Here is a 17677-nt window from a genome sequence, read left to right as displayed (position 1 = left end):
TGTACACTGATGTGGATTTTTGCTATGCTCTTATTGAATTTCACAATTAACGGGCGAGGAAGTAAGCATGCTCAGTAAGAGACCCAAAAGATTAAAAAAAGAGCCGATTATTGACGCCATTTTTGAGGTGCGCTTTAGCGCAAAGGCTCCTGCCTCAAATATCCTCCCTGGAGTGCTCTATGAGCGGTTGGCGGGACGTAAGGAAATTGAAAAACTCTCGACTGCTGAAATTCCAGAGCAAATAAGAGCTTCAGACCCAAATCTTCAATTTTCTCCAGTTATTAGGGTCAAGTGGGAAACTTTTATTATTCTTATTAGTGATAGAAGCATTGCTATTGGCTGTGAATTGCCTTATCCGGGGTGGTCTTCATTTAAGGGTGCCATAAATCAAGTCCTTGATATATTAAGACATGCTGACATTGTTGAGCGTGTTCACAGGTGTTCTGTTAAGTATGTTGATATGATTGAGAGAAGTTCTATAGATGAGCAAATATCTGCTGTAAACTTTGATCTTTCCATAGGTAAAAACAAGATTGTAAGAGACAACCTCCAGCTTAGAGTAGAAACAAAAAACGAAAAATTGATACATGTGTTTAAAATATTAACTTCAGCAGCTCTAGAGGTGAAAGATGGATTGAAAAAATCAGGGATAGTTGTTGATATTGACACAATAATGGAGCTTGACCCTGTTGATATGGATACTTATTTGAAATCCCATGGTTCAAATATTGATTTAATGCATGATGAGAACATTAATCATTTTTTTGATTGTCTGACTGAGGAAACACTTGAATCTTTGGAGCCTGAATATGAATAAATATACGGCTAATCACTTTTCAAATACTGTAGGGACGGTTACGTTAATTGCTGTCGTATTGGCTGCTCAGGTTGCCCCTGTAGGCATTGAGGTTGAGGTTAAAAGTAAAATCCAAGAACAATTTGTTTCCAGCACGTTTGGCCAGTACAGCAACCCAATAACCGGAAACTTTGTTAATATTCAAAACCCTGTAGATTTTAATTTGGCTAAGGCATACGAAAATCTTTTAACAAAATCCATAGCTCCAGATAGTGAGATCGAGGCTGTTATTAGTAAAAACCTATGGTCATTGTATGAGGAGTAGTGTTGGCTTATGGATATTTCATCGGAAACCTTAACTGACTTAATTCCGCACTATCTGCCTCGGGCAAATAAAGAAACCCTAATAGAGGAAATTAAAAATTTTCCAGATTTGGGCAATTATGCTCTGGAGAAAAAAGCGCCAGATGTCCTTCAGGGAGATATATGGAAAGGTTTGACAGTTATAGATTTTTCCTCTGGTGATAGGCGGGATATAAAAGGAATTATTCTTTCAAATACATGTGATATTTCTTTCGATAATGAAAGAAAACTTCCAGTAAAGGTAACTTTTGCTCCAGTGATTAAGGTTTCTAGCCTTGTTAATCTTTTGAGAAGTGAAAAGATACCTGAAGAAAAAATTGATGGTTTTGTTAGTTCAATAAAGAAGCAAATAGTTTCAAATTACTTCTATATTCCTAGTAACAGTAAGATTGAAGATGAATATGTTGCTAACCTTGCCGACCTCCACTCTGTACCAATGGATTATTTCCTGAATTCAACAGGGAAAGAAAATATTTTATCCTTGAGCCAGTCAGCCTTCTATTTCTTTATCTTTAAGCTGTCGATTCATTTTTGTAGGTTTAATGAATCTGTTAATCGGTATCTATATGCCTGAATCCTGCCCATTCGTATTTTAAAAACAAGGTTAGGTCGTTTTGACCAGAGCTTCCCGGTGGCCAGCAACATTTTGCTCGCGGAGCAGTTCAGGTCTCGAACAACTATCCGTTTTCTTATGATTCACCATGTCCATGCCCCCCCCCCAAAAAAAAGCCTGCCTGATTCCTCAAGCAACACCTATAGATTATCAAAATAGTTACCATCTTCGACCTTGGCCATAACGGATGACTGTACGGGGCAAGGATATGTGCAAAATGAAACGAAATGGTCTAGAAATTTGTTTCACTAAATACTCCCCGAGCCTATCCTGACCCGTAACTAAGACCGTCCAGAAGGACCCGCTCCGTTTTCTCGCTGTGGCTTGACGTGTCGGTCCGAAGAAAGCTTTGGCATGTCAGCGGTTCGGGAGATGAAACCCCATCCGCAATATTCGCAATATCCTCTAAATTACCTTCGGGGTGAATTCTGCGGATATTGCGAATATTGCTCCGCGCTCTTTGGGTGGCGAATCGGCCCCCATCAGCTTCAGCCAGTTCATTGCCAGACTGTCGTTGCCTTCGGATTGACAATATAGGTTTCTCCCGGCCTTCCCGGGCCGGTGCGCTCTTCTTCGGTGCGGACGATATAGCCCCGCTCTTTTAAAACTTCCAGTGCGGGGCGCAAATTCGCCATCCGTGGATAGGTCCCCTTGAGGCTGTCGAACATCTCTTTGCCGCTAAAACGCTCCCGCCTATTCCTCTCTATCCATTGCCAAGCTTTACGAGCGCCATTCAGAGCAGGGTCGGACCCCATCAGGTCAAAGGCTTCAAGGGCATGGTCCGCAAGAATTCCCCCTAGAGAGATAGCCTGAGTAATGGTGTCACTCTCAATCGGCTTTCCCCACGGGTGCCCGGTCGCGTATTTAGCACAGTGCATCAGACCCGCGAAGCGGATGGTCAGTCCGGAAAGTTTCGCTGCCCAATCGGTGATATTCTCGAAGCGCCTCCCATCGCAAAGGTCGCCCTCGACCATGTTGGAAAAATCCCACCACTCATCGTAAGCTGCCCTGCTAAGGCTCAGGACAAAGGGGCGAACATTGCCCTCTTCCTTTGGGGGCTCTACCTCCATGAGGGCTCTGACTCCTTGTCGATATGCAGTCGCCACCTTCGCCGGGACCGGGGGGCCATCTAGAGTCCGGTGCCCCAAGGTTGATACGGGGAGAAAGTAACCGAAGCGCGCCAACAACCCACGACCTCGAAACCCGGGCTTATCCGCGAGGCTTCGCAGCACCTCCGGTTGAGGACTGAGACCAATGGTCAAGGCGGGTGTTTGCATCAGGACCGGGGGGCGACTTCCGCGGTCGACCAACGATGGGCTTCCGGAATGGGCTTGCAGGTAGGTGTCGAGGTTAGGGATTCCACCGGAATATCGGCCGCCCAATGTGTCGAAAAGACCGCCTTCGTCGCTGAGAAGGGTCAGCTTCTCTCCTTGTTCGGACATGACCGAGCCCGTCCTTTCCGGGGTGATGTCCTGACTCCATAGCCGCAGCATCTTTGGGGGCTCGGGAAGTTGTGCTTCGAGTTCGGCAATTTCCCTTTTGAGCCGGTCAAAGTCGTCCTCCTTGGCTTTTGCTGCCCGACCCCGAAGGTTCTGTATCCGAGCTTCCTGCGTCTTGCGTTCTGATTCCATACGGGCAATCTCTTGTCGGGATTCCTCAGCTCGTTCCGCTTCCCATTCTCGCAGCGGGGCTATCATGGCCCCCATGACGCCAGTTTTTCGATTGCCTGGTCCAAGCGCAGCGATAAGCCAGACGTTTAACGGTTCGCGGTACCCCGACTTAGGTTCGACCACAAAACGCTTTTGACAGCAGGTCGCGAGTACCGCCAGACCAAAGGTTACGGCCAGCTCCCGCGGAGTTTCGGTGAATGCGGCAACGGCGACAATCATGTTTTCCAGCCAGTCGGGGAAAAGCCCTCTGGGAAGAGGTGGCAACTGGCTGTTCCCCAATGGGATGGGAGCTTCCCATATCGGAGTGCTTTCAGTAGTGCCTGCGCGCAGATGATGTCGGTCGAAGATGCTCTTGACTGTCTGTTTTACTTCTGCCTCGGGGAGTGGTGGTTCGCACTTGCGGTTCCACTTCAAGCAGAATTCAATGGCATCATCCAGGCAATGTCCCTTGCCAATAACACTCCCGGCCACTTGCGCCAACGCCTGATTGCGGCCCCCTTGCTCAACACCGAGAAGAAGTTCTTCAAGAGAAGGACGCTCTTCAGGATTTCGGGCCAGTATCCATTCGGGGATTTCAGGGAGTTCCACGTCGTCGAGGCCACGCCCGTTGGGCCAGCGATATTGGTGTCCGCTTGGATGGATAGAGGGCGGTGCCACGACGTAACCACCTTCCCCCCTCAGGTCGATACCAGGCAGGTCGGAACGTTTCTGGAAATTCCGAATGCCGTCCTCATAGCGACAATAAGCATGGTACCCCTTGCCGGTTTTAACCAATGGTGCAGGTGGAAAGTCTTGCTTCTTTGCTCGTGCGATAGCTTCTTCGGTGTCGAAATCGACCACAACCAGACCGGATATTTCGCCGGTCACTATACCTATATTGAAGCTACTATCTCTGAACCATTTGTCGACTTCATCCTCTGTCGCCTGTCGAGTTTGGAACTCTTGCCAAAGTATCGCGGGTTTCTTGTCGCGCGCCTTCAAGGGGATGACGGAAAACCCCCGTTTGAGATAATCCAAAGCAGCTTTGAGCGTTTCCGGATTGTTTGATACGATGCCTGACATACAAAAAGACCTCCGTAGATTGTGTCAAGGTCGAGCCCTGAAGTGCTGCCCTTGTCGTCTCTATCTGCACTATCTAATTGTCGCTTTCCGTCAGCTCAATACGGTTTGCCAATAACCAGTTATCAAGGTCGGAAATCAGATAGCGGACTGACCTGCCAATCTTTATGTAGGAAGGTGCGGGGGTACGGTTTTGACGGTTGCCGTCAGTACGTGACTGGCGCAAAAACGGTATCGACATACTGATATATCTGGCCGCTTCTTTTTCCGTCAGAGTTTTGGGGTGGGGAAATTGTTCGCTCATTGCTATCTCCATAGGTCAAGGGGTTGGTTGGTGTGCCCGTTGTTATGGAGTGTATGAAAGGGTGAGTTGTTCGTATAATGGATTAAAAAGATAAAAAAAGGGTAGGAGTAGAAAAAAGTATAAGGTGTTAATTTTGCAGATAAAAAAGCTATTTATTCACCTTTTGGTGCCCGATTCTTTTTTATCCATAAGTCCAAATCCTTCAAGATACCCGTGGGTAATGGCTTTTCCGGGGCGATTTCCGAAAATATGATTTCAATCAATTGGACGAGCGGACCGGTCTCTTTATCCCCGTGAGCGTCATAGCTTCTTTTAGGCCACTTCCCGTGGGCAGCATTCCATATCTCTGCCAGTTCATAACAGAGATATTTTGTGGAGTAGTCTTTTTTTCTGCCCTTAGGGACTTTGAAGTTTTCGGAGGCTTTGTGCAGGTAGTTGATAGGTTCTTGATAGCCTTCAATGTTCAAAAAGGAGGCAGGTGTGTCCTCTGTATATTGAACCTTAAGGGCATAGTTCATATGAGAGATTTCACTATTGTCAAGCTCATCCAAACATTCTGAAAGGCATGAAGTATGATAAGCAATCTTCGAAATGCGTTCTTTCGCTTCCTTCTGGCGAGGTCTGGATTTGTCGTTCTTACTTTCGGCCAGATAATAAGCAACGGCCCTTTCAACGTCAGAAATCGCCTCGTCGGGCAGGTAATTGGCAATTCTTTTTCGGTTGTCTTCGCTGAATTTCCATTCAGATATCCAAAAAGAAGGATTCCATTCAGACATATTCTTGCCTCCTAAAAAACAATCGATGGTTTAATGGCCCTTACGCGCCTTGGCAGTAAGGCTCGCCAGAAATTATTCATTTGCCACAAGGCCCCGCAGCCTCTTTAGCTTTTTGCTACACCTGTTGATGCATTGAGTTTCTTGGGGGAAGGGTTACAAAACCAGTTTTGCAACGGCATCGGCTTTATGTTCCGGGGCAAGGTGAGCATACCGCAGGGTCATTTTTATATCGCTATGGCCTAATAGTTCCCTGACCGTATTCAGGTCCACCCCCGCCATGACCAGACGGCTTGCAAAATGATGACGCAGGTCGTGCCAGCGGAAATCTGTTATTTTAGCCCTTTTCAAGACGTTACCCCACGAGCGGTCGATATTGTCCAAGCGCGTCCCTTCCTTGCCGGGGAAAACAAAACCGCTCCCTGCCGATTGACTTTGCCACTTTTTCAGAACGTCCACGACTTCGGCGTTCAGAGGAATGTGTCGGGTCGAACCGCTTTTGGCCGTTTCGCCCTCGACGGTCAACATGCAGGGTTCTCTTTCAAAATTAATATCCTGCCATGTCAGGCTGAAGGTTTCCCCGCGCCGCAAACCCGTATTGATAGACAGCAGCGTCATCGGTTCCAGATAGTCCACATAGGCAATTGAGCGCAAGCAGAGGTAAGTTTTTCGTCCTCTTTCGCTTCTCCAGTTATTCGCCCGGTCCCTTTCAAGGCGCTTTTCTTCGGCCCTATCCGCCAAGGCCGCCCTCAGTCGCTTCTCTTCGTCCGGAGACAGGTAGCGGACCCGTTTCTTTTGGTCTGTCTTGATTGGTTTGACCTTGGCCAGTGGATGAATATCAATTATTCCCCATGTTTCGGCTTTGGATAATGCCGCTTTAAGGTCAGCAATGTCTCTGTTGACGGTAGTAGGCTTCTTCCCTGCCTTCAAGCGGGCGGCTTGCCACTTCTCAACCTGATAGGGGGTGATTTCATCAAGTCTCTGCTTCAGCAGGTCCGGGAAGCGGGACTTGATGCGCGCAATAGCCTTTTTGCCCCCCTTGTTTTTGATTCCGACCCATGGCCCATATTTCTTGTCAAGGTAGTCTTCCAAGGTGGCAGCTTCTGACTTCTTCTTCTCAGCCATGGGGTCAGCACCGTCCGCCACCTGCCCGAGAATCTTCTTGGCCTTGTCCCGGGCTTTAGCAGGAGCTAAAACTTCTGTGCTGCCAATAGTCATCCGCTTGCCGCGTCCGTATTCAACCACAAAGGAAGATTTGCCAGATTTATAAACCCGGATAAGGAAGCCCTTTAAGCGAGAGTCCCTTATGTCGTAATCCTTTTCCTTTATTTCAAGGTTTTTCAGGGTGCGATTACCAATCAAGATATTCATGGCGCAGACCTCAAAAGTGCGTGAAAAGTGCAGTTTGGAAGTGAATTGATGAATCACTACGTACCACGATACACTAAGGATAGCTTTCAATGCACTGAAAATAATGATATTTTGAGTTATTGCTGTTTATGGTGAGATATAGTGGAATATTTAAAAAACGCATTCGCAATGCGAAGGTCGTGAGTTCGATCCTCATCAGCTCCACCATATGCAAAGGGGTTAGCTGTGTTTGGCTAGCCCTTTGTTGTGTCTAGTGTCGGCCTAATGCAACATTAATGCGGACGGGCAGGAAGTCTGCAATATCTATTTTTTAGCGTGGATACATGTCAATATGGATCTCTTGCGGTGCCAGGGGGGCATGCTCTCTGGGGTTGGTCGCTTGCTGCGCTTGTTGATGCCCCCCGCGGGGGGGGCACCTACACCCTCTATCGAGAGGGGTGGTCTTTATATAATGGGTCCCATCCGACAGATATAATTCCCCGATTTTTCAAAACCGGGTTTCTCTCTATAGCCAATACAATATAAAAAGACCCGATGCAGCTCCGGGGGGGGATTTCTGGATCGGGTCTCAAATAGGGACATATGTCTTGCCCCTCCTGCTGTTCATTAGGCTCGGCGTTGGGTCTTCAGTCAAGTTCAATTACGACCTAAAAGGTAGGATCTCCATGATGACTAAATTGACAACTGGTCCCTGGCGATATTTAAAATTGTTGCGGCTGGAAGTGGCCTGCAGGGCGGCGGTGGCAACAAACAATTGGAGACCCTGTGCCTACTATGGCTCCTTGTGTTGACGGCTGGAATGTGGCTGTAGGGGAGTTGGCACGATTGCGTTTTCTGGATGATAGTAATTGTGCACTACAACCGTGGCAGCGGTTCATGATAACCGGCGGCGATGCCGATTCATTTTTATCACTGGGTTTGGTGGTTTGGGGATTTGCGTGTAGGGAGTGATCTCCGGCTAAAATCGGTTTTAACGGGAAGTTAAGCTGATCAAATATTCGATGAGTTCGTGAATATTAGTGGCTGGATTGACTGATTCGGTCTCCCTGTTATGTTCCTGTAATCGTTTAGCATGCTTGATGGCATCAGAGAGCTTGTCCTTTGTCAGCGAGAAAACGTTCTGAGCCCCTTTGTTATAGCCGGGAATTAGATTCCTCCTATTCAGCTCGTCAATAACCAGTTCACAATTCGAATCCATGCCCGGTGCGCAGAATTGACGGGTCGTATAGCCGAAATGAAGCAGTAACCAGAACTCGAAACAGGGCACAGACGTTATGGCCGTAAATGTGACGCCTTTGCCCAGTTTGGTCCGGTGTAGCTTGTCCATGGCGGCATCGAATGTAGTGTGTTTATCTCGATCGACCACGCAAAAGACACGATCATAATCCGAATCTTTTTTAAACGTTTTGATAGCATATTTGATAACGCTGAGTGGATCGGAGTCGCATTCTTTCCCGCATATGTCAATATTCGCGGTGCTTAAGCGGTAGGTAGCCCGTATCTCCTTGAAATAATTTGGCTCTGTCTTCGACCCCTCACAAACCACTAGCACCCGATCATAGACCGCTCGCCGAGCACTCTTTCGTTTTAGTGAGGAGGCACGTCGTTGCTTGCGTTTGTGGTGAAGATCGTCCGACCCCATCAGGAGCTCAATTCGCCGACATAGGGTAGGGCACCGTAGCGTCCGTTTAGGTAGCCCTTACCAAGGGCCTCCCCTTTGCGGGGGGTAAAATCGGTCAGCGGATACAGCCTGGTGGCATTGGTGTCATCCTTTTCCGTGAACCAAATTTGATCACGGCGGAAAAGGTTATTGTCGAGCACCGATGTATCGTGGGTCGAGAACACCAGTTGCGCATTATTTTTATTTACCCGTGGGTTGTTAATTAGGCCGATGAGAAAGTGGACCATTAGGGGGTGCATGCTATTGTTCAGTTCGTCCACGAACAGGATATAGCCATTTTTTAATACATCCAACCATGGGCCCGCAAAAGTAAATAGTTTTCGTGTTCCGGCGGATTCATCGCGCGAGTCGATAGCAACTAATTCATTCGTTCCTGCCACCGTGTGCAGGAACTTAATATCGTGGACCTCTTTACCATCCAGGCCTTTCAAGATGACATCCTTCAGGGGGGCAGGCATGTCGTCAGGTAGAACAGCAGAGTTAAATTTCTTCAACTCAACCTTGATATCCGTAATGCTTAAATCTGCAGCATTCAAAAATTCAAGAACCTTCTTCCTGCCAGCCTCCGTCCCACACTCGTCAGCCGTGAATGCTGGCGTGATTCCGTTCACATCGATAATCCGTAGCTTCTGCCTAAACCAGTTGTAGGCTGGCTTCAACTGCTCATTGTTGAGCTGTACAGCGGTTGACAAAAACAGAGCATTGCTGCGGGTCGATTCCTGCAAAACAGATTTGCGGCCTTTAAGCTTGCTGCCGAAATACCAAATGTCCTTGCTCGCAGTTTTGTCGAATTCCCTTTCGAACCAGCGTTGGGGGCGCCCATCAGGATAGGCGATCAGCCACTCATGGATAACACGGGTTTGGTTGACGGCAAAACCATACTGATAGCGGACACCTTCTTGAAGGAACAGCACTTCGAATTCGCTCGGCTCACTTCTGCTGACTGTGCTGAACAGAAAAGGTTCAGCCTTGATTGAATCCCCTTCCTGACCTTTTTGGGATGATTCTCTGACAAAACTTTCTACAAATTCGATAGCTAACATAAAGTTGCTTTTTCCTGAAGCATTTGGCCCGTAAATGGCGGCAGAGCGGAGCATGTCTGGCACGCCTCGTTCAGGAACAGTGAAGCAGTTTGACTCCCGTAATTCAGTGGCATTGCTAGCCGCTAAGCTAAGGGTTTGTGTTTCCTTAATTGATCTAAAATTGGTGACGCTGAACTCGATAAGCATGTCAGAACTTCCTTCCAGATAAAATCTAATTCTAAATATTGCATGTTTTCAGCAAATAGCAAGCATTGATTTGATTTTACATCACATTTAACGAAACGTCCCCCAAATCGCATTCATGTAGATCCAGGGAGTTTTGTTGGGTGGTTGGCTTCGTCAGGGGGGGGGACTTACAAAGTTTTAGACCTAAAAGGCGGAGTAATGATGGCCCCGCCTTTTAGGTTTTTTGTCGAAAAAGTTTACGCTTGCTTACGTTTCCGTCCCAGGCGAGACCAGAAAGTCCACTGCCGGCAGGAGCAGAGTGGAAGGCTCGGGGACAGGTACCGGACCAGTTGTACTTCCTACGATAGATTCCTGCCATTCGGAGAAACCACTATAATAAGGATCAAAGTTTAGGTTCAATAAAAGTCCTCCTGAAAGCGCAGAGGCAGCTGTATCCAACTTCAGGCTGATATATTGGGTCCAACTAGAGGTAGTTCCTGAATTGCACGCACACTGCCCCATAAAACTCCTTAGTCCCGATAACGAGTTTTATCAGCTCCACCATATGCAAAGGGACAAGTCATCCGACTTGCCCCTTTGTTGTTTTGCGTGGCTTATTTTTTTCGTGGGCCGCGAGACTTCTCGCCTGAATTATACTCTGCCAGAAATTCCTTTTTAAAGGCTGGGTAATCTCCTGCTTCAATGGCGGTACGCGCACCGGCGACCATGTTCAGGTAGAAACGCACATTGTGAATCGCTGCCAGCGTTGCTGAGAGGATCTCGTTGGCGTTGTACAGGTGGTGCAGATAAGCGCGGCTGAAGTTGCGGCAGCAGTAGCAGTCGCAGGACGCATCGACGGGAAAGAAGTCGCGGCGGAAGTTTTTGTTAGTAAGACGGATCTTGCCACGTTTGGTAAACAGGGTGGCGCTTCGTGCATAACGGGTTGGGATAACGCAGTCGAACATATCCATGCCGCGTTCGATCGATTCGAGAATATCTTCCGGCAGTCCGACGCCCATCAGGTAGCGGGGTTTGTTTTTCGGCATGAACGGCTCGGTGTAGTCAACGACCTTTTTTAGCAGCTCCAAGCCCTCGCCGACACTGACGCCGCCAATGGCGTAGCCGGGGAAATCCATCGCCGTCATCTCTTCAGCGCATTCGCGCCGCAGATCGTCGTAGACGCTGCCCTGGATAATGCCGAACAGCGCTTGATCTTCACGACTGTGATGTTTCAGGCAGTTTTCCGCCCAACGCAGGGTTTTTTTGATCGACTTGGCCGAGTACTCATGGGTTGCCGGGTAGGGGATACACTCGTCGAAGGCCATAATGATGTCAGCGCCGAGATCGTTTTCGATCTGCATCGCTTCTTTGGGGCCGAGGAAGATCTCTTCGCCGGTCAGTTCATGGCGAAAGTGTACGCCATCTTCACCAATCCGTTTTTTCGGTAGGGAAAAAACCTGAAAGCCGCCGCTATCAGTTAGAATCGGCTTGTTCCAGTTCATGAATTTATGCAGCCCGCCGGCTTTTTTTACCAAACCTTCACCCGGCTTCAGGTGCAAGTGATAGGTATTGGAAAGGATGATCTGCGCTTCGGTCTCTTCGACCTGGGCTGGCGTCATCGCTTTGAGTGCGCCATGGGTTCCGACCGGCATGAAAATCGGTGTTTCGATGGTACCGTGCGGAGTTTCCAGGCGGCCACGACGGGCACGGCTATGCGGGTCTTCGTTGAGCAGTGTGAACTGAAACATTCAGTTGTTCTCCCTTAAACGTTACTTTAGGATGCGGTGAAGGCATCACGGCGCTAACCTATAACAGAAACTTGATCGCGGCGCAATAACATCGGAGCAACAATGAGTTATCTTCCCCCGCTTCCGCCAGAGTTGCAACAGGTGGAATACGTACAATTATACTTTCATCTGGAAATCAGTGCAGCATTCGATCTTCCGCGTCTTGGACTGTTACAATTGCGGCGCGAATTACATCAGGCGCTGCGCACCCTCGAAGGCTGGGGCGAGTCGCGAGATACGGAACATCTAAGAGTGCTGTTGCAACCCCCTTTGTCGGTCGATCCGCTGATTCGTCGGCAGGCGCAAAAGCCGGCTCCGGCTTTTGTGTTGACTCCCGATCCGCAACTAAACGGTCTGATTAAAGCTCGGCAACGGATTGTGCTGCCGGTTCTGTTTGTCGGCCAGGGCCTAAGTGGCATGAATGCTTTTATCTCCCTGTTGCAACAGTTGGGGCAGCAGGGACTTTATCACGGTAGCGGTCAGTTCTTCCTGGAAGGGGTTGAGTCGGAGGATGCCAGTGGTGTGCGTGCCATGCTTTGGTCTAAAGGTAACTCTGGGGCGATTTCACCACCGGTTAGCGACCTGAATTGGCTATTGGAGCGACAGGATATGGCTGTCGATAGGGTGACCCTGGAAGTGCTAAGTCCACTGCGCTTATTACGGCAGAGCAAACCTTTGTTCAAGGCTGATTTCTGTGACCTGTTTCCCTTTATTTTGCGGCGCGTGTCAGCCATGCTCACTTGCCACGGCGCTGTTGAGGTGATCACGGATGCAAAATACCTGCTGGATGCGGCCCGCCGGGTCGAGGTTTGCGGAAATGATTTGCATTGGCAGGACTGGCGCAGTTTGGCAAAAGATAATCGCGATCAAGGGCTTGGAGGGCTGCTCGGATCCTTGCAGCTTCAGGGGGGCGGTTTGACCGACATCCTTTGGCTGTTGCAGCTTGGTAGTTTGTTCAATATCGGCAAAGGGGCTCCTTATGGGGCTGGCCAGTATGATTTGCGAGCTGATCCTTAGTGGATAGCTTTTTGTTCTGCCCTAGTTGCTCGGCTGACAGTCTTGGTTATAATTTGCTTATAGCCAACCCCGAACCAAGGAGGCTGTTATGGCAAACGCCTGGGATGAACGGAAAAAAGTGATGGAAAACGAATATTTCCACAAAAAAGAACATGAAATTTTAGAAAAAATGAAGCATGATGCTGATGAGGAACGGGCAAAAAGCTGTTGCCAGGGGCGTTGTCCTAAATGTGGAGAGATGATTGAGCCGATGACTTTCCGTGATGTGCCGCTCGATCGTTGTCCAGGTTGCGGGGGGATTTGGCTTGGCCCGAATGATTTGAAACTACTGGCAGAAAAGGACCACCGAACTTGGTTTGATCGCTGGTTCCATGCCGATAACGAGGAAACAACTAATCAGGAGGTATGAATGTTTTGGTTTATTGTATTGTTGTTGCTTGCCGGGGCGGGGTTCTATTTTTATCAGAAAATGGTGACGATAGAACGGGAAATACGTGCAGAACAGGGGGGAGAACGGGCGCCTGTTGTTGAACCTAAGGCACCTGACGATAAGCAGGAGGACGCTTCCGACAGCCCGATTGTGACGCCTGAAGTTGAAAAAATGACCGCCAAAGTTGAGCCGGTTGCAGACGAATCGCTCAGCCTTGCCGATGAAATTTTGGCCGCAGTAGGAAATCTTCCGGGGGTCAAACAGACCGAGTTGTACAGCAGTTTTTCTGATGTCGATAAAAAAGATTTGCAAAAGCTACTGAAAGAACTGGCCGATTCAGGACAGCTTAAGCGGGAAAAGAAGGGCAGCAGTTTTATTCTTTACCCTGCATGATTGTACCCTGAACATAGATTATAAAAGAGCCTGCGACTGAAAAGTCGCAGGCTCTTTTATTTCAGAACCGGGACAGGCACCGGTGGCGCCTGTCCCGATATATCGTTCAGTGTTTAACGCAGGTTGTAAAAGACTTCTTTACCGGCGAAGATCGCCGTGTCATCCAGCTCGTCTTCAATCCGCAGCAGTTGGTTGTATTTGCAAACCCGGTCGGTCCGGCACAGGGAGCCGGTTTTGATCTGACCGCAGTTGGTGGCAACCGCCAGGTCGGCGATGGTCGTGTCTTCTGTCTCGCCGGAGCGGTGTGAAACGACAGCGGTGTAGCCAGCGCGCTTGGCCATTTCGATCGCTTCGAGGGTCTCTGTTAGGGTGCCGATCTGGTTGACCTTGATCAGGATCGAGTTGGCGATCCCCTTGTCGATTCCTTCTTTGAGAATCTTGGTGTTGGTGACGAACAGGTCGTCGCCGACAATCTGGATCTTGTCGCCGAGTTTTTCGGTCATCAGCTTCCAGCCGTCCCAATCGTTTTCCGCCAAACCGTCTTCGATGGAGATGATCGGGTAGCGAGCGACCAGGTCGGCGTAGAAATCAACCAGTTCGGCAGCTGTTTTTTCCGGCTGTGGCTCATTGGCGAGGGTATACTTGCCATCTTTGTAAAGTTCCGAAGCCGCCACGTCGAGGGCCAACAGAACATCATCGCCCGGCTTGTAGCCGGCGGCTTTGATCGCTGCCATGATCACTTCGAGAGCTTCTTCGTTGCTCTTCAGGTCGGGAGCGAAACCACCCTCATCACCAACGGCCGTATTGTAGCCTTTGTCTTTGAGGACTTTTTTCAGCGCGTGGAAAATCTCGGCACCCATGCGCAGCGCTTCTTTAAAGCTCTCGGCGCCGGCAGGCATGATCATGAACTCTTGAATGTCGACGTTGTTGTCGGCATGCTCGCCGCCATTGATGATGTTCATCATCGGCAACGGCAGCTCTTTGGCGTTTGCGCCACCAATGTACTGATAGAGAGGCAGGCCGGCGTCTTCAGCCGCAGCCTTGGCGCAAGCCAAGGAAACACCGAGCAGGGCGTTAGCGCCGAGCTTGCTTTTGAAATCGGTGCCATCCAGGGCCAGCAGTTTGCGGTCGATACCGATCTGGTCGCTCGCTTCCCAGCCGATCAGTTCGGCGGCGATCACTTCGTTAACGTGCTCGACTGCTTTGAGGACACCTTTGCCGAGATAGCGGCTCATGTCGCCGTCACGTAGCTCCAGCGCTTCGCGTTCGCCGGTGGATGCGCCGCTCGGGACAGCAGCCCGGCCGATGACGCCAGTTTCCAAGGCAACTTCTACTTCAACCGTCGGATTACCGCGCGAATCGAGAATCTCACGGGCATAGATGTCAATAATTTCGCTCATGGTCCACCCCTTGATCTGTCATGGTTAACAGGTTATCGTCCTGACAACGAATTGGGTCAGAACTGGATACGTTAAAAACAGGGACTATTTATAGCACAGGCCTATGCGAAGTGAAGCCGTTTTTTCCCCTTACGAGCGAATACTGTCGATATGAATCAACCTGATCTAAGTATCATTATTCCGATTCTCAACGAAGCGGAGCAATTACCGGAGTTGTTGGCCGATCTGCAGCGTCAGCAGCAGGTTGTTTTCGAGGTGCTGATCGTCGATGGCGGCTCCGATGATGGTGGCCCCAAATGGTTGCAGCAGCAGTATCAGCAACAGCGTCTGTCGGGGGCTATGCTGGAGACGACAGCTGGGCGTGGCTTGCAGATGAATGTGGGTGGCAAGCAGGCACGATCCGCTTGGTTGTTGTTTTTGCATGTCGACAGTCGTTTCGATGATCCGCTGGCTTTGCGTAAAGGATTGGATGCTCTGCAACAGACCGGCAGTCAAAAATTAGCTGGCCATTTTAGTCTTAAGTTCAGACGAACGGATGTTACGCCATCGGTTGGCTATTACTATTATGAATGGAAGGCCCGCTTGGGTCGCCCGGAAACCATCCACGGGGATCAGGGCTTTCTGTTGCGCCGCGATTTTTATCAGCAACTCGGTGGATTCCGTGAAGACCTGCCGGTGATGGAAGATACCGATTTTGCCGAGCGCTTGCGCGAGCAGGGGAACTGGCAACTGTTGCCGATAGAAATCAGTACCTCGGCGCGACGCTTCGAACAGGAAGGGCTGTGGCAGCGGCAGCTACTTGGAGCATTGATTATGTGTTTCCGGAGCATCGGTTGGTTGCAGTTTTTTTCGGATGCGCCAGCGGTTTACCGGCAACAATCAAAAACCGACCAGCTTCAGGTTCGACCCTTCTTCCTGCTACTCCACAGCTTGTTTCTCAGGATGGATCGAAAGGCTGCCTGGCGGATTTGGCGGCAGAGTGGTGCCTACGTGAGAGGGCACGCCTGGCAGCTGCCCTTTGCCCTGGATGCTCGCCGAGCCTTTCATCGTGGGGTCCCGGTCGGGCAGGGGCGGATGATGTTTACGTCAGTTTTTGAACCCATATATGAGCTGCTGACCGATAATCCCTTGGGACGGTTTGTAGCAATAATTTTATTGCGCATCTGGTTTGTCTTAACTTCTCTGTGGCTGAAATCTAAAGAGCAGCGACCTCGCTGTTCGTAACTTGTTTCGATTCGCCTATCTGTGTTAAACAGATCACTCTGTAAAAACAGACTGAAACTTAATTGAAGGAGATAGTTTAGTGAACGATTTCAAGGTTAAAGATCTTTCCCTGGCTGACTGGGGTCGTAAAGAAATAATTCTGGCTCAAGTTGAGATGCCTGGACTGATGGCCCTGCGTGAAGAATACGCTGGACAGTTCCCACTTAAGGGGGCGCTGATTACCGGGTCTTTACATATGACCATTCAAACTGCCGTACTGATTGAGACCCTGGTTGAGCTGGGCGCCAAGGTACGTTGGTGTTCCTGTAATATCTTTTCCACTCAGGACCATGCCGCTGCGGCGATTGCTGTCGGTCCGAATGGTAGCGCAGATAATCCGCAAGGGATTCCGATTTATGCTTGGAAGGGCGAGACCCTTGCCGAGTACTGGTGGTGTACCGAGCAGGCGTTAACCTGGCCGGACGGCGAATTGCCGAACATGATTCTTGATGACGGCGGTGATGCCACCATGTTCGTGCTTAAGGGCAACGAGTGGTCGAAGGACGCAGTGCCGAACGTGACCGAGGATGATCCGGAAGACTGGCGTGAATTTGTCAACCAACTGGAGCAATCGATTATTGCCGATGCCCAGCTTTGGATTAAGACCGCCGCCTCGATTAAAGGCGTGACCGAGGAAACCACAACCGGAGTGCATCGTCTTTACCAGATGGAAGAAGATGGCAGCTTGCTGTTCCCGGCGATGAACGTCAATGACGCGGTCACCAAGTCGAAATTCGACAACGTCTACGGCTGCCGGCATTCGTTGGTTGACGGTATCATGCGCGCCACTGACGTGATGATTTCCGGCAAGGTGGCTGTGATCTGTGGTTATGGCGATGTCGGCAAGGGCTGTTGCCAGTCGCTGCGCGGACAGGGCGCTCGGGTTATCGTTACTGAAATTGATCCGATCTGTGCTCTGCAGGCGTTAATGGAAGGTTACGAGGTCAAACGGGTCGAGGATGTTCTCGACTACGCCGATATCTATGTCACCACCACCGGCAACAAGGATATCATCACCCTGGAGCACATGCGTCAGATGAAAAATAATGCCATCGTCGGCAATATCGGTCATTTCGATAACGAGATCGAAATGGCAGCCGTAGAGAAGGCAGGCGATGTGGTCCGGCAGAATATTAAGCCGCAAGTTGATCGCTGGGAGTTCGCGGACGGCCACGGCGTCATCGTGCTGGCCGAAGGTCGCTTGCTAAATCTGGGCTGTGCTACCGGTCATCCAAGCTTCGTTATGTCCAACTCTTTCACCAACCAGGTGATGGCGCAGATTGAGCTGTTTCAGCATGCGGAAAACTATGAAAATAAGGTCTATGTTTTGCCGAAGCAACTTGATGAGAAGGTTGCCCGACTGCATCTCGGCAAGCTGGGCGCCAAGTTAACGGTTTTGAGTGAAGATCAGTCCAAATATCTTGGGATTCCGGTCGCTGGCCCTTATAAGCCGGATAGCTATCGGTATTAAATCGCAAATCACCATTTAAATAAAAACGCCCGGTCGGGGATTCCTGACCGGGCGTTTTTATTTAAATTCTAGTTTTCT

16 protein-coding genes are annotated in these 17677 nt (G+C 49.6%); 8 read left to right on the top strand and 8 right to left on the bottom strand.

Annotation, left to right across the window (positions count from 1 at the left end; genetic code table 11):
* Nucleotides 1-67 precede the first annotated feature (67 nt).
* From ACZ5PT_RS18575 to ACZ5PT_RS18565, 3 genes are read left to right on the top strand one after another with little or no spacing between them, the layout of a single operon-like run.
* Entirely contained in the window at nt 68-817 is a 750-nt protein-coding gene (locus tag ACZ5PT_RS18575; RefSeq protein WP_464264507.1) for a TIGR04255 family protein, read from the top strand.
* Complete coding sequence (locus ACZ5PT_RS18570; protein ID WP_464264506.1) at nt 810-1121, top strand: hypothetical protein; 312 nt, start codon at nt 810-812, stop codon at nt 1119-1121. The genes ACZ5PT_RS18575 and ACZ5PT_RS18570 overlap by 8 nt, the downstream gene beginning before the upstream one ends.
* 9 nt (nt 1122-1130) lie before the next feature.
* Complete coding sequence (locus ACZ5PT_RS18565; RefSeq protein ID WP_464264505.1) at nt 1131-1733, top strand: hypothetical protein; 603 nt, start codon at nt 1131-1133, stop codon at nt 1731-1733.
* Between the two features lie 536 nt (nt 1734-2269).
* Here the strand turns inward: ACZ5PT_RS18565 and ACZ5PT_RS18560 are convergent.
* From ACZ5PT_RS18560 to tgt, 7 genes are all read right to left on the bottom strand, one after another.
* Nucleotides 2270-4504: a DUF3987 domain-containing protein gene (locus tag ACZ5PT_RS18560; RefSeq protein WP_464264504.1), complete on the bottom strand. Its 2235-nt coding sequence runs from the start codon at nt 4502-4504 to the stop codon at nt 2270-2272.
* A 73-nt stretch (nt 4505-4577) separates the two neighbouring features.
* On the bottom strand, nt 4578-4805 hold the full coding sequence (locus tag ACZ5PT_RS18555; RefSeq protein ID WP_464264503.1) for a helix-turn-helix transcriptional regulator: 228 nt from the start codon (nt 4803-4805) through the stop codon (nt 4578-4580).
* A gap of 152 nt (nt 4806-4957) precedes the next feature.
* On the bottom strand, nt 4958-5581 hold the full coding sequence (locus tag ACZ5PT_RS18550; RefSeq protein ID WP_464264502.1) for a hypothetical protein: 624 nt from the start codon (nt 5579-5581) through the stop codon (nt 4958-4960).
* 153 nt (nt 5582-5734) lie between these two features.
* Nucleotides 5735-6949, bottom strand: coding sequence for a tyrosine-type recombinase/integrase (locus tag ACZ5PT_RS18545; protein WP_464264501.1), 1215 nt, complete (start codon nt 6947-6949; stop codon nt 5735-5737).
* A 970-nt stretch (nt 6950-7919) separates the two neighbouring features.
* Nucleotides 7920-8591, bottom strand: a complete 672-nt coding sequence (locus ACZ5PT_RS18540) for an RloB family protein (protein ID WP_464264500.1) — start codon at nt 8589-8591, stop codon at nt 7920-7922.
* Nucleotides 8591-9859: an AAA family ATPase gene (locus ACZ5PT_RS18535; protein WP_464264499.1), complete on the bottom strand. Its 1269-nt coding sequence runs from the start codon at nt 9857-9859 to the stop codon at nt 8591-8593. The genes ACZ5PT_RS18540 and ACZ5PT_RS18535 overlap by 1 nt, the downstream gene beginning before the upstream one ends.
* A gap of 593 nt (nt 9860-10452) precedes the next feature.
* On the bottom strand, nt 10453-11586 hold the full coding sequence (gene tgt, locus ACZ5PT_RS18530; protein WP_464264498.1) for a tRNA guanosine(34) transglycosylase Tgt: 1134 nt from the start codon (nt 11584-11586) through the stop codon (nt 10453-10455).
* 102 nt (nt 11587-11688) lie between these two features.
* On the opposite strand from tgt, the gene cas6 reads away from it, so the two are divergent.
* The 3 genes from cas6 (at nt 11689) to ACZ5PT_RS18515 (ending at nt 13465) form a co-directional block, all read left to right on the top strand.
* A complete protein-coding gene (gene cas6, locus ACZ5PT_RS18525; RefSeq protein ID WP_464264497.1) occupies nt 11689-12642 on the top strand; it encodes a CRISPR system precrRNA processing endoribonuclease RAMP protein Cas6 in 954 nt (317 codons plus the stop codon).
* Nucleotides 12643-12730: 88 nt separating this feature from the next.
* A complete protein-coding gene (locus tag ACZ5PT_RS18520; RefSeq protein ID WP_464264496.1) occupies nt 12731-13051 on the top strand; it encodes a TFIIB-type zinc ribbon-containing protein in 321 nt (106 codons plus the stop codon).
* On the top strand, nt 13052-13465 hold the full coding sequence (locus tag ACZ5PT_RS18515) for a hypothetical protein (RefSeq protein ID WP_464264495.1): 414 nt from the start codon (nt 13052-13054) through the stop codon (nt 13463-13465). It abuts the gene before it with no gap.
* Nucleotides 13466-13578: 113 nt separating this feature from the next.
* On the opposite strand, the gene eno is transcribed toward ACZ5PT_RS18515, so the two are convergent.
* Nucleotides 13579-14865 (bottom strand): phosphopyruvate hydratase, encoded by a 1287-nt coding sequence (eno, locus tag ACZ5PT_RS18510; RefSeq protein WP_464264494.1) that lies wholly within the window; start codon nt 14863-14865, stop codon nt 13579-13581.
* Nucleotides 14866-15015: 150 nt separating this feature from the next.
* Between eno and ACZ5PT_RS18505 the strand changes: the two genes are divergently transcribed.
* Both ACZ5PT_RS18505 and ahcY read left to right on the top strand, forming a co-directional pair.
* Nucleotides 15016-16089: a TIGR04283 family arsenosugar biosynthesis glycosyltransferase gene (locus ACZ5PT_RS18505; RefSeq protein WP_464264493.1), complete on the top strand. Its 1074-nt coding sequence runs from the start codon at nt 15016-15018 to the stop codon at nt 16087-16089.
* A gap of 79 nt (nt 16090-16168) precedes the next feature.
* On the top strand, nt 16169-17599 hold the full coding sequence (gene ahcY / locus ACZ5PT_RS18500; RefSeq protein ID WP_464264492.1) for an adenosylhomocysteinase: 1431 nt from the start codon (nt 16169-16171) through the stop codon (nt 17597-17599).
* The last annotated feature ends 78 nt before the right edge of the window (nt 17600-17677 follow it).

The organism is Desulfuromusa ferrireducens, assembly GCF_055389805.1.
Note: the sequence above shows the minus strand (reverse complement) of the source record. Positions and strands in the feature narration are given on the sequence as shown.

Coding starts and splice junctions, on each gene's coding strand:
- ACZ5PT_RS18575 (WP_464264507.1), top strand. CDS start 68: ATGCTCAGTAAGAGACCCAAAAGATTAAAAAAAGAGCCGATTATTGAC.
- ACZ5PT_RS18570 (WP_464264506.1), top strand. CDS start 810: ATGAATAAATATACGGCTAATCACTTTTCAAATACTGTAGGGACGGTT.
- ACZ5PT_RS18565 (WP_464264505.1), top strand. CDS start 1,131: ATGGATATTTCATCGGAAACCTTAACTGACTTAATTCCGCACTATCTG.
- ACZ5PT_RS18560 (WP_464264504.1), bottom strand. CDS start 4,504: ATGTCAGGCATCGTATCAAACAATCCGGAAACGCTCAAAGCTGCTTTG.
- ACZ5PT_RS18555 (WP_464264503.1), bottom strand. CDS start 4,805: ATGAGCGAACAATTTCCCCACCCCAAAACTCTGACGGAAAAAGAAGCG.
- ACZ5PT_RS18550 (WP_464264502.1), bottom strand. CDS start 5,581: ATGTCTGAATGGAATCCTTCTTTTTGGATATCTGAATGGAAATTCAGC.
- ACZ5PT_RS18545 (WP_464264501.1), bottom strand. CDS start 6,949: ATGAATATCTTGATTGGTAATCGCACCCTGAAAAACCTTGAAATAAAG.
- ACZ5PT_RS18540 (WP_464264500.1), bottom strand. CDS start 8,591: ATGGGGTCGGACGATCTTCACCACAAACGCAAGCAACGACGTGCCTCC.
- ACZ5PT_RS18535 (WP_464264499.1), bottom strand. CDS start 9,859: ATGCTTATCGAGTTCAGCGTCACCAATTTTAGATCAATTAAGGAAACA.
- tgt (WP_464264498.1), bottom strand. CDS start 11,586: ATGTTTCAGTTCACACTGCTCAACGAAGACCCGCATAGCCGTGCCCGT.
- cas6 (WP_464264497.1), top strand. CDS start 11,689: ATGAGTTATCTTCCCCCGCTTCCGCCAGAGTTGCAACAGGTGGAATAC.
- ACZ5PT_RS18520 (WP_464264496.1), top strand. CDS start 12,731: ATGGCAAACGCCTGGGATGAACGGAAAAAAGTGATGGAAAACGAATAT.
- ACZ5PT_RS18515 (WP_464264495.1), top strand. CDS start 13,052: ATGTTTTGGTTTATTGTATTGTTGTTGCTTGCCGGGGCGGGGTTCTAT.
- eno (WP_464264494.1), bottom strand. CDS start 14,865: ATGAGCGAAATTATTGACATCTATGCCCGTGAGATTCTCGATTCGCGC.
- ACZ5PT_RS18505 (WP_464264493.1), top strand. CDS start 15,016: ATGAATCAACCTGATCTAAGTATCATTATTCCGATTCTCAACGAAGCG.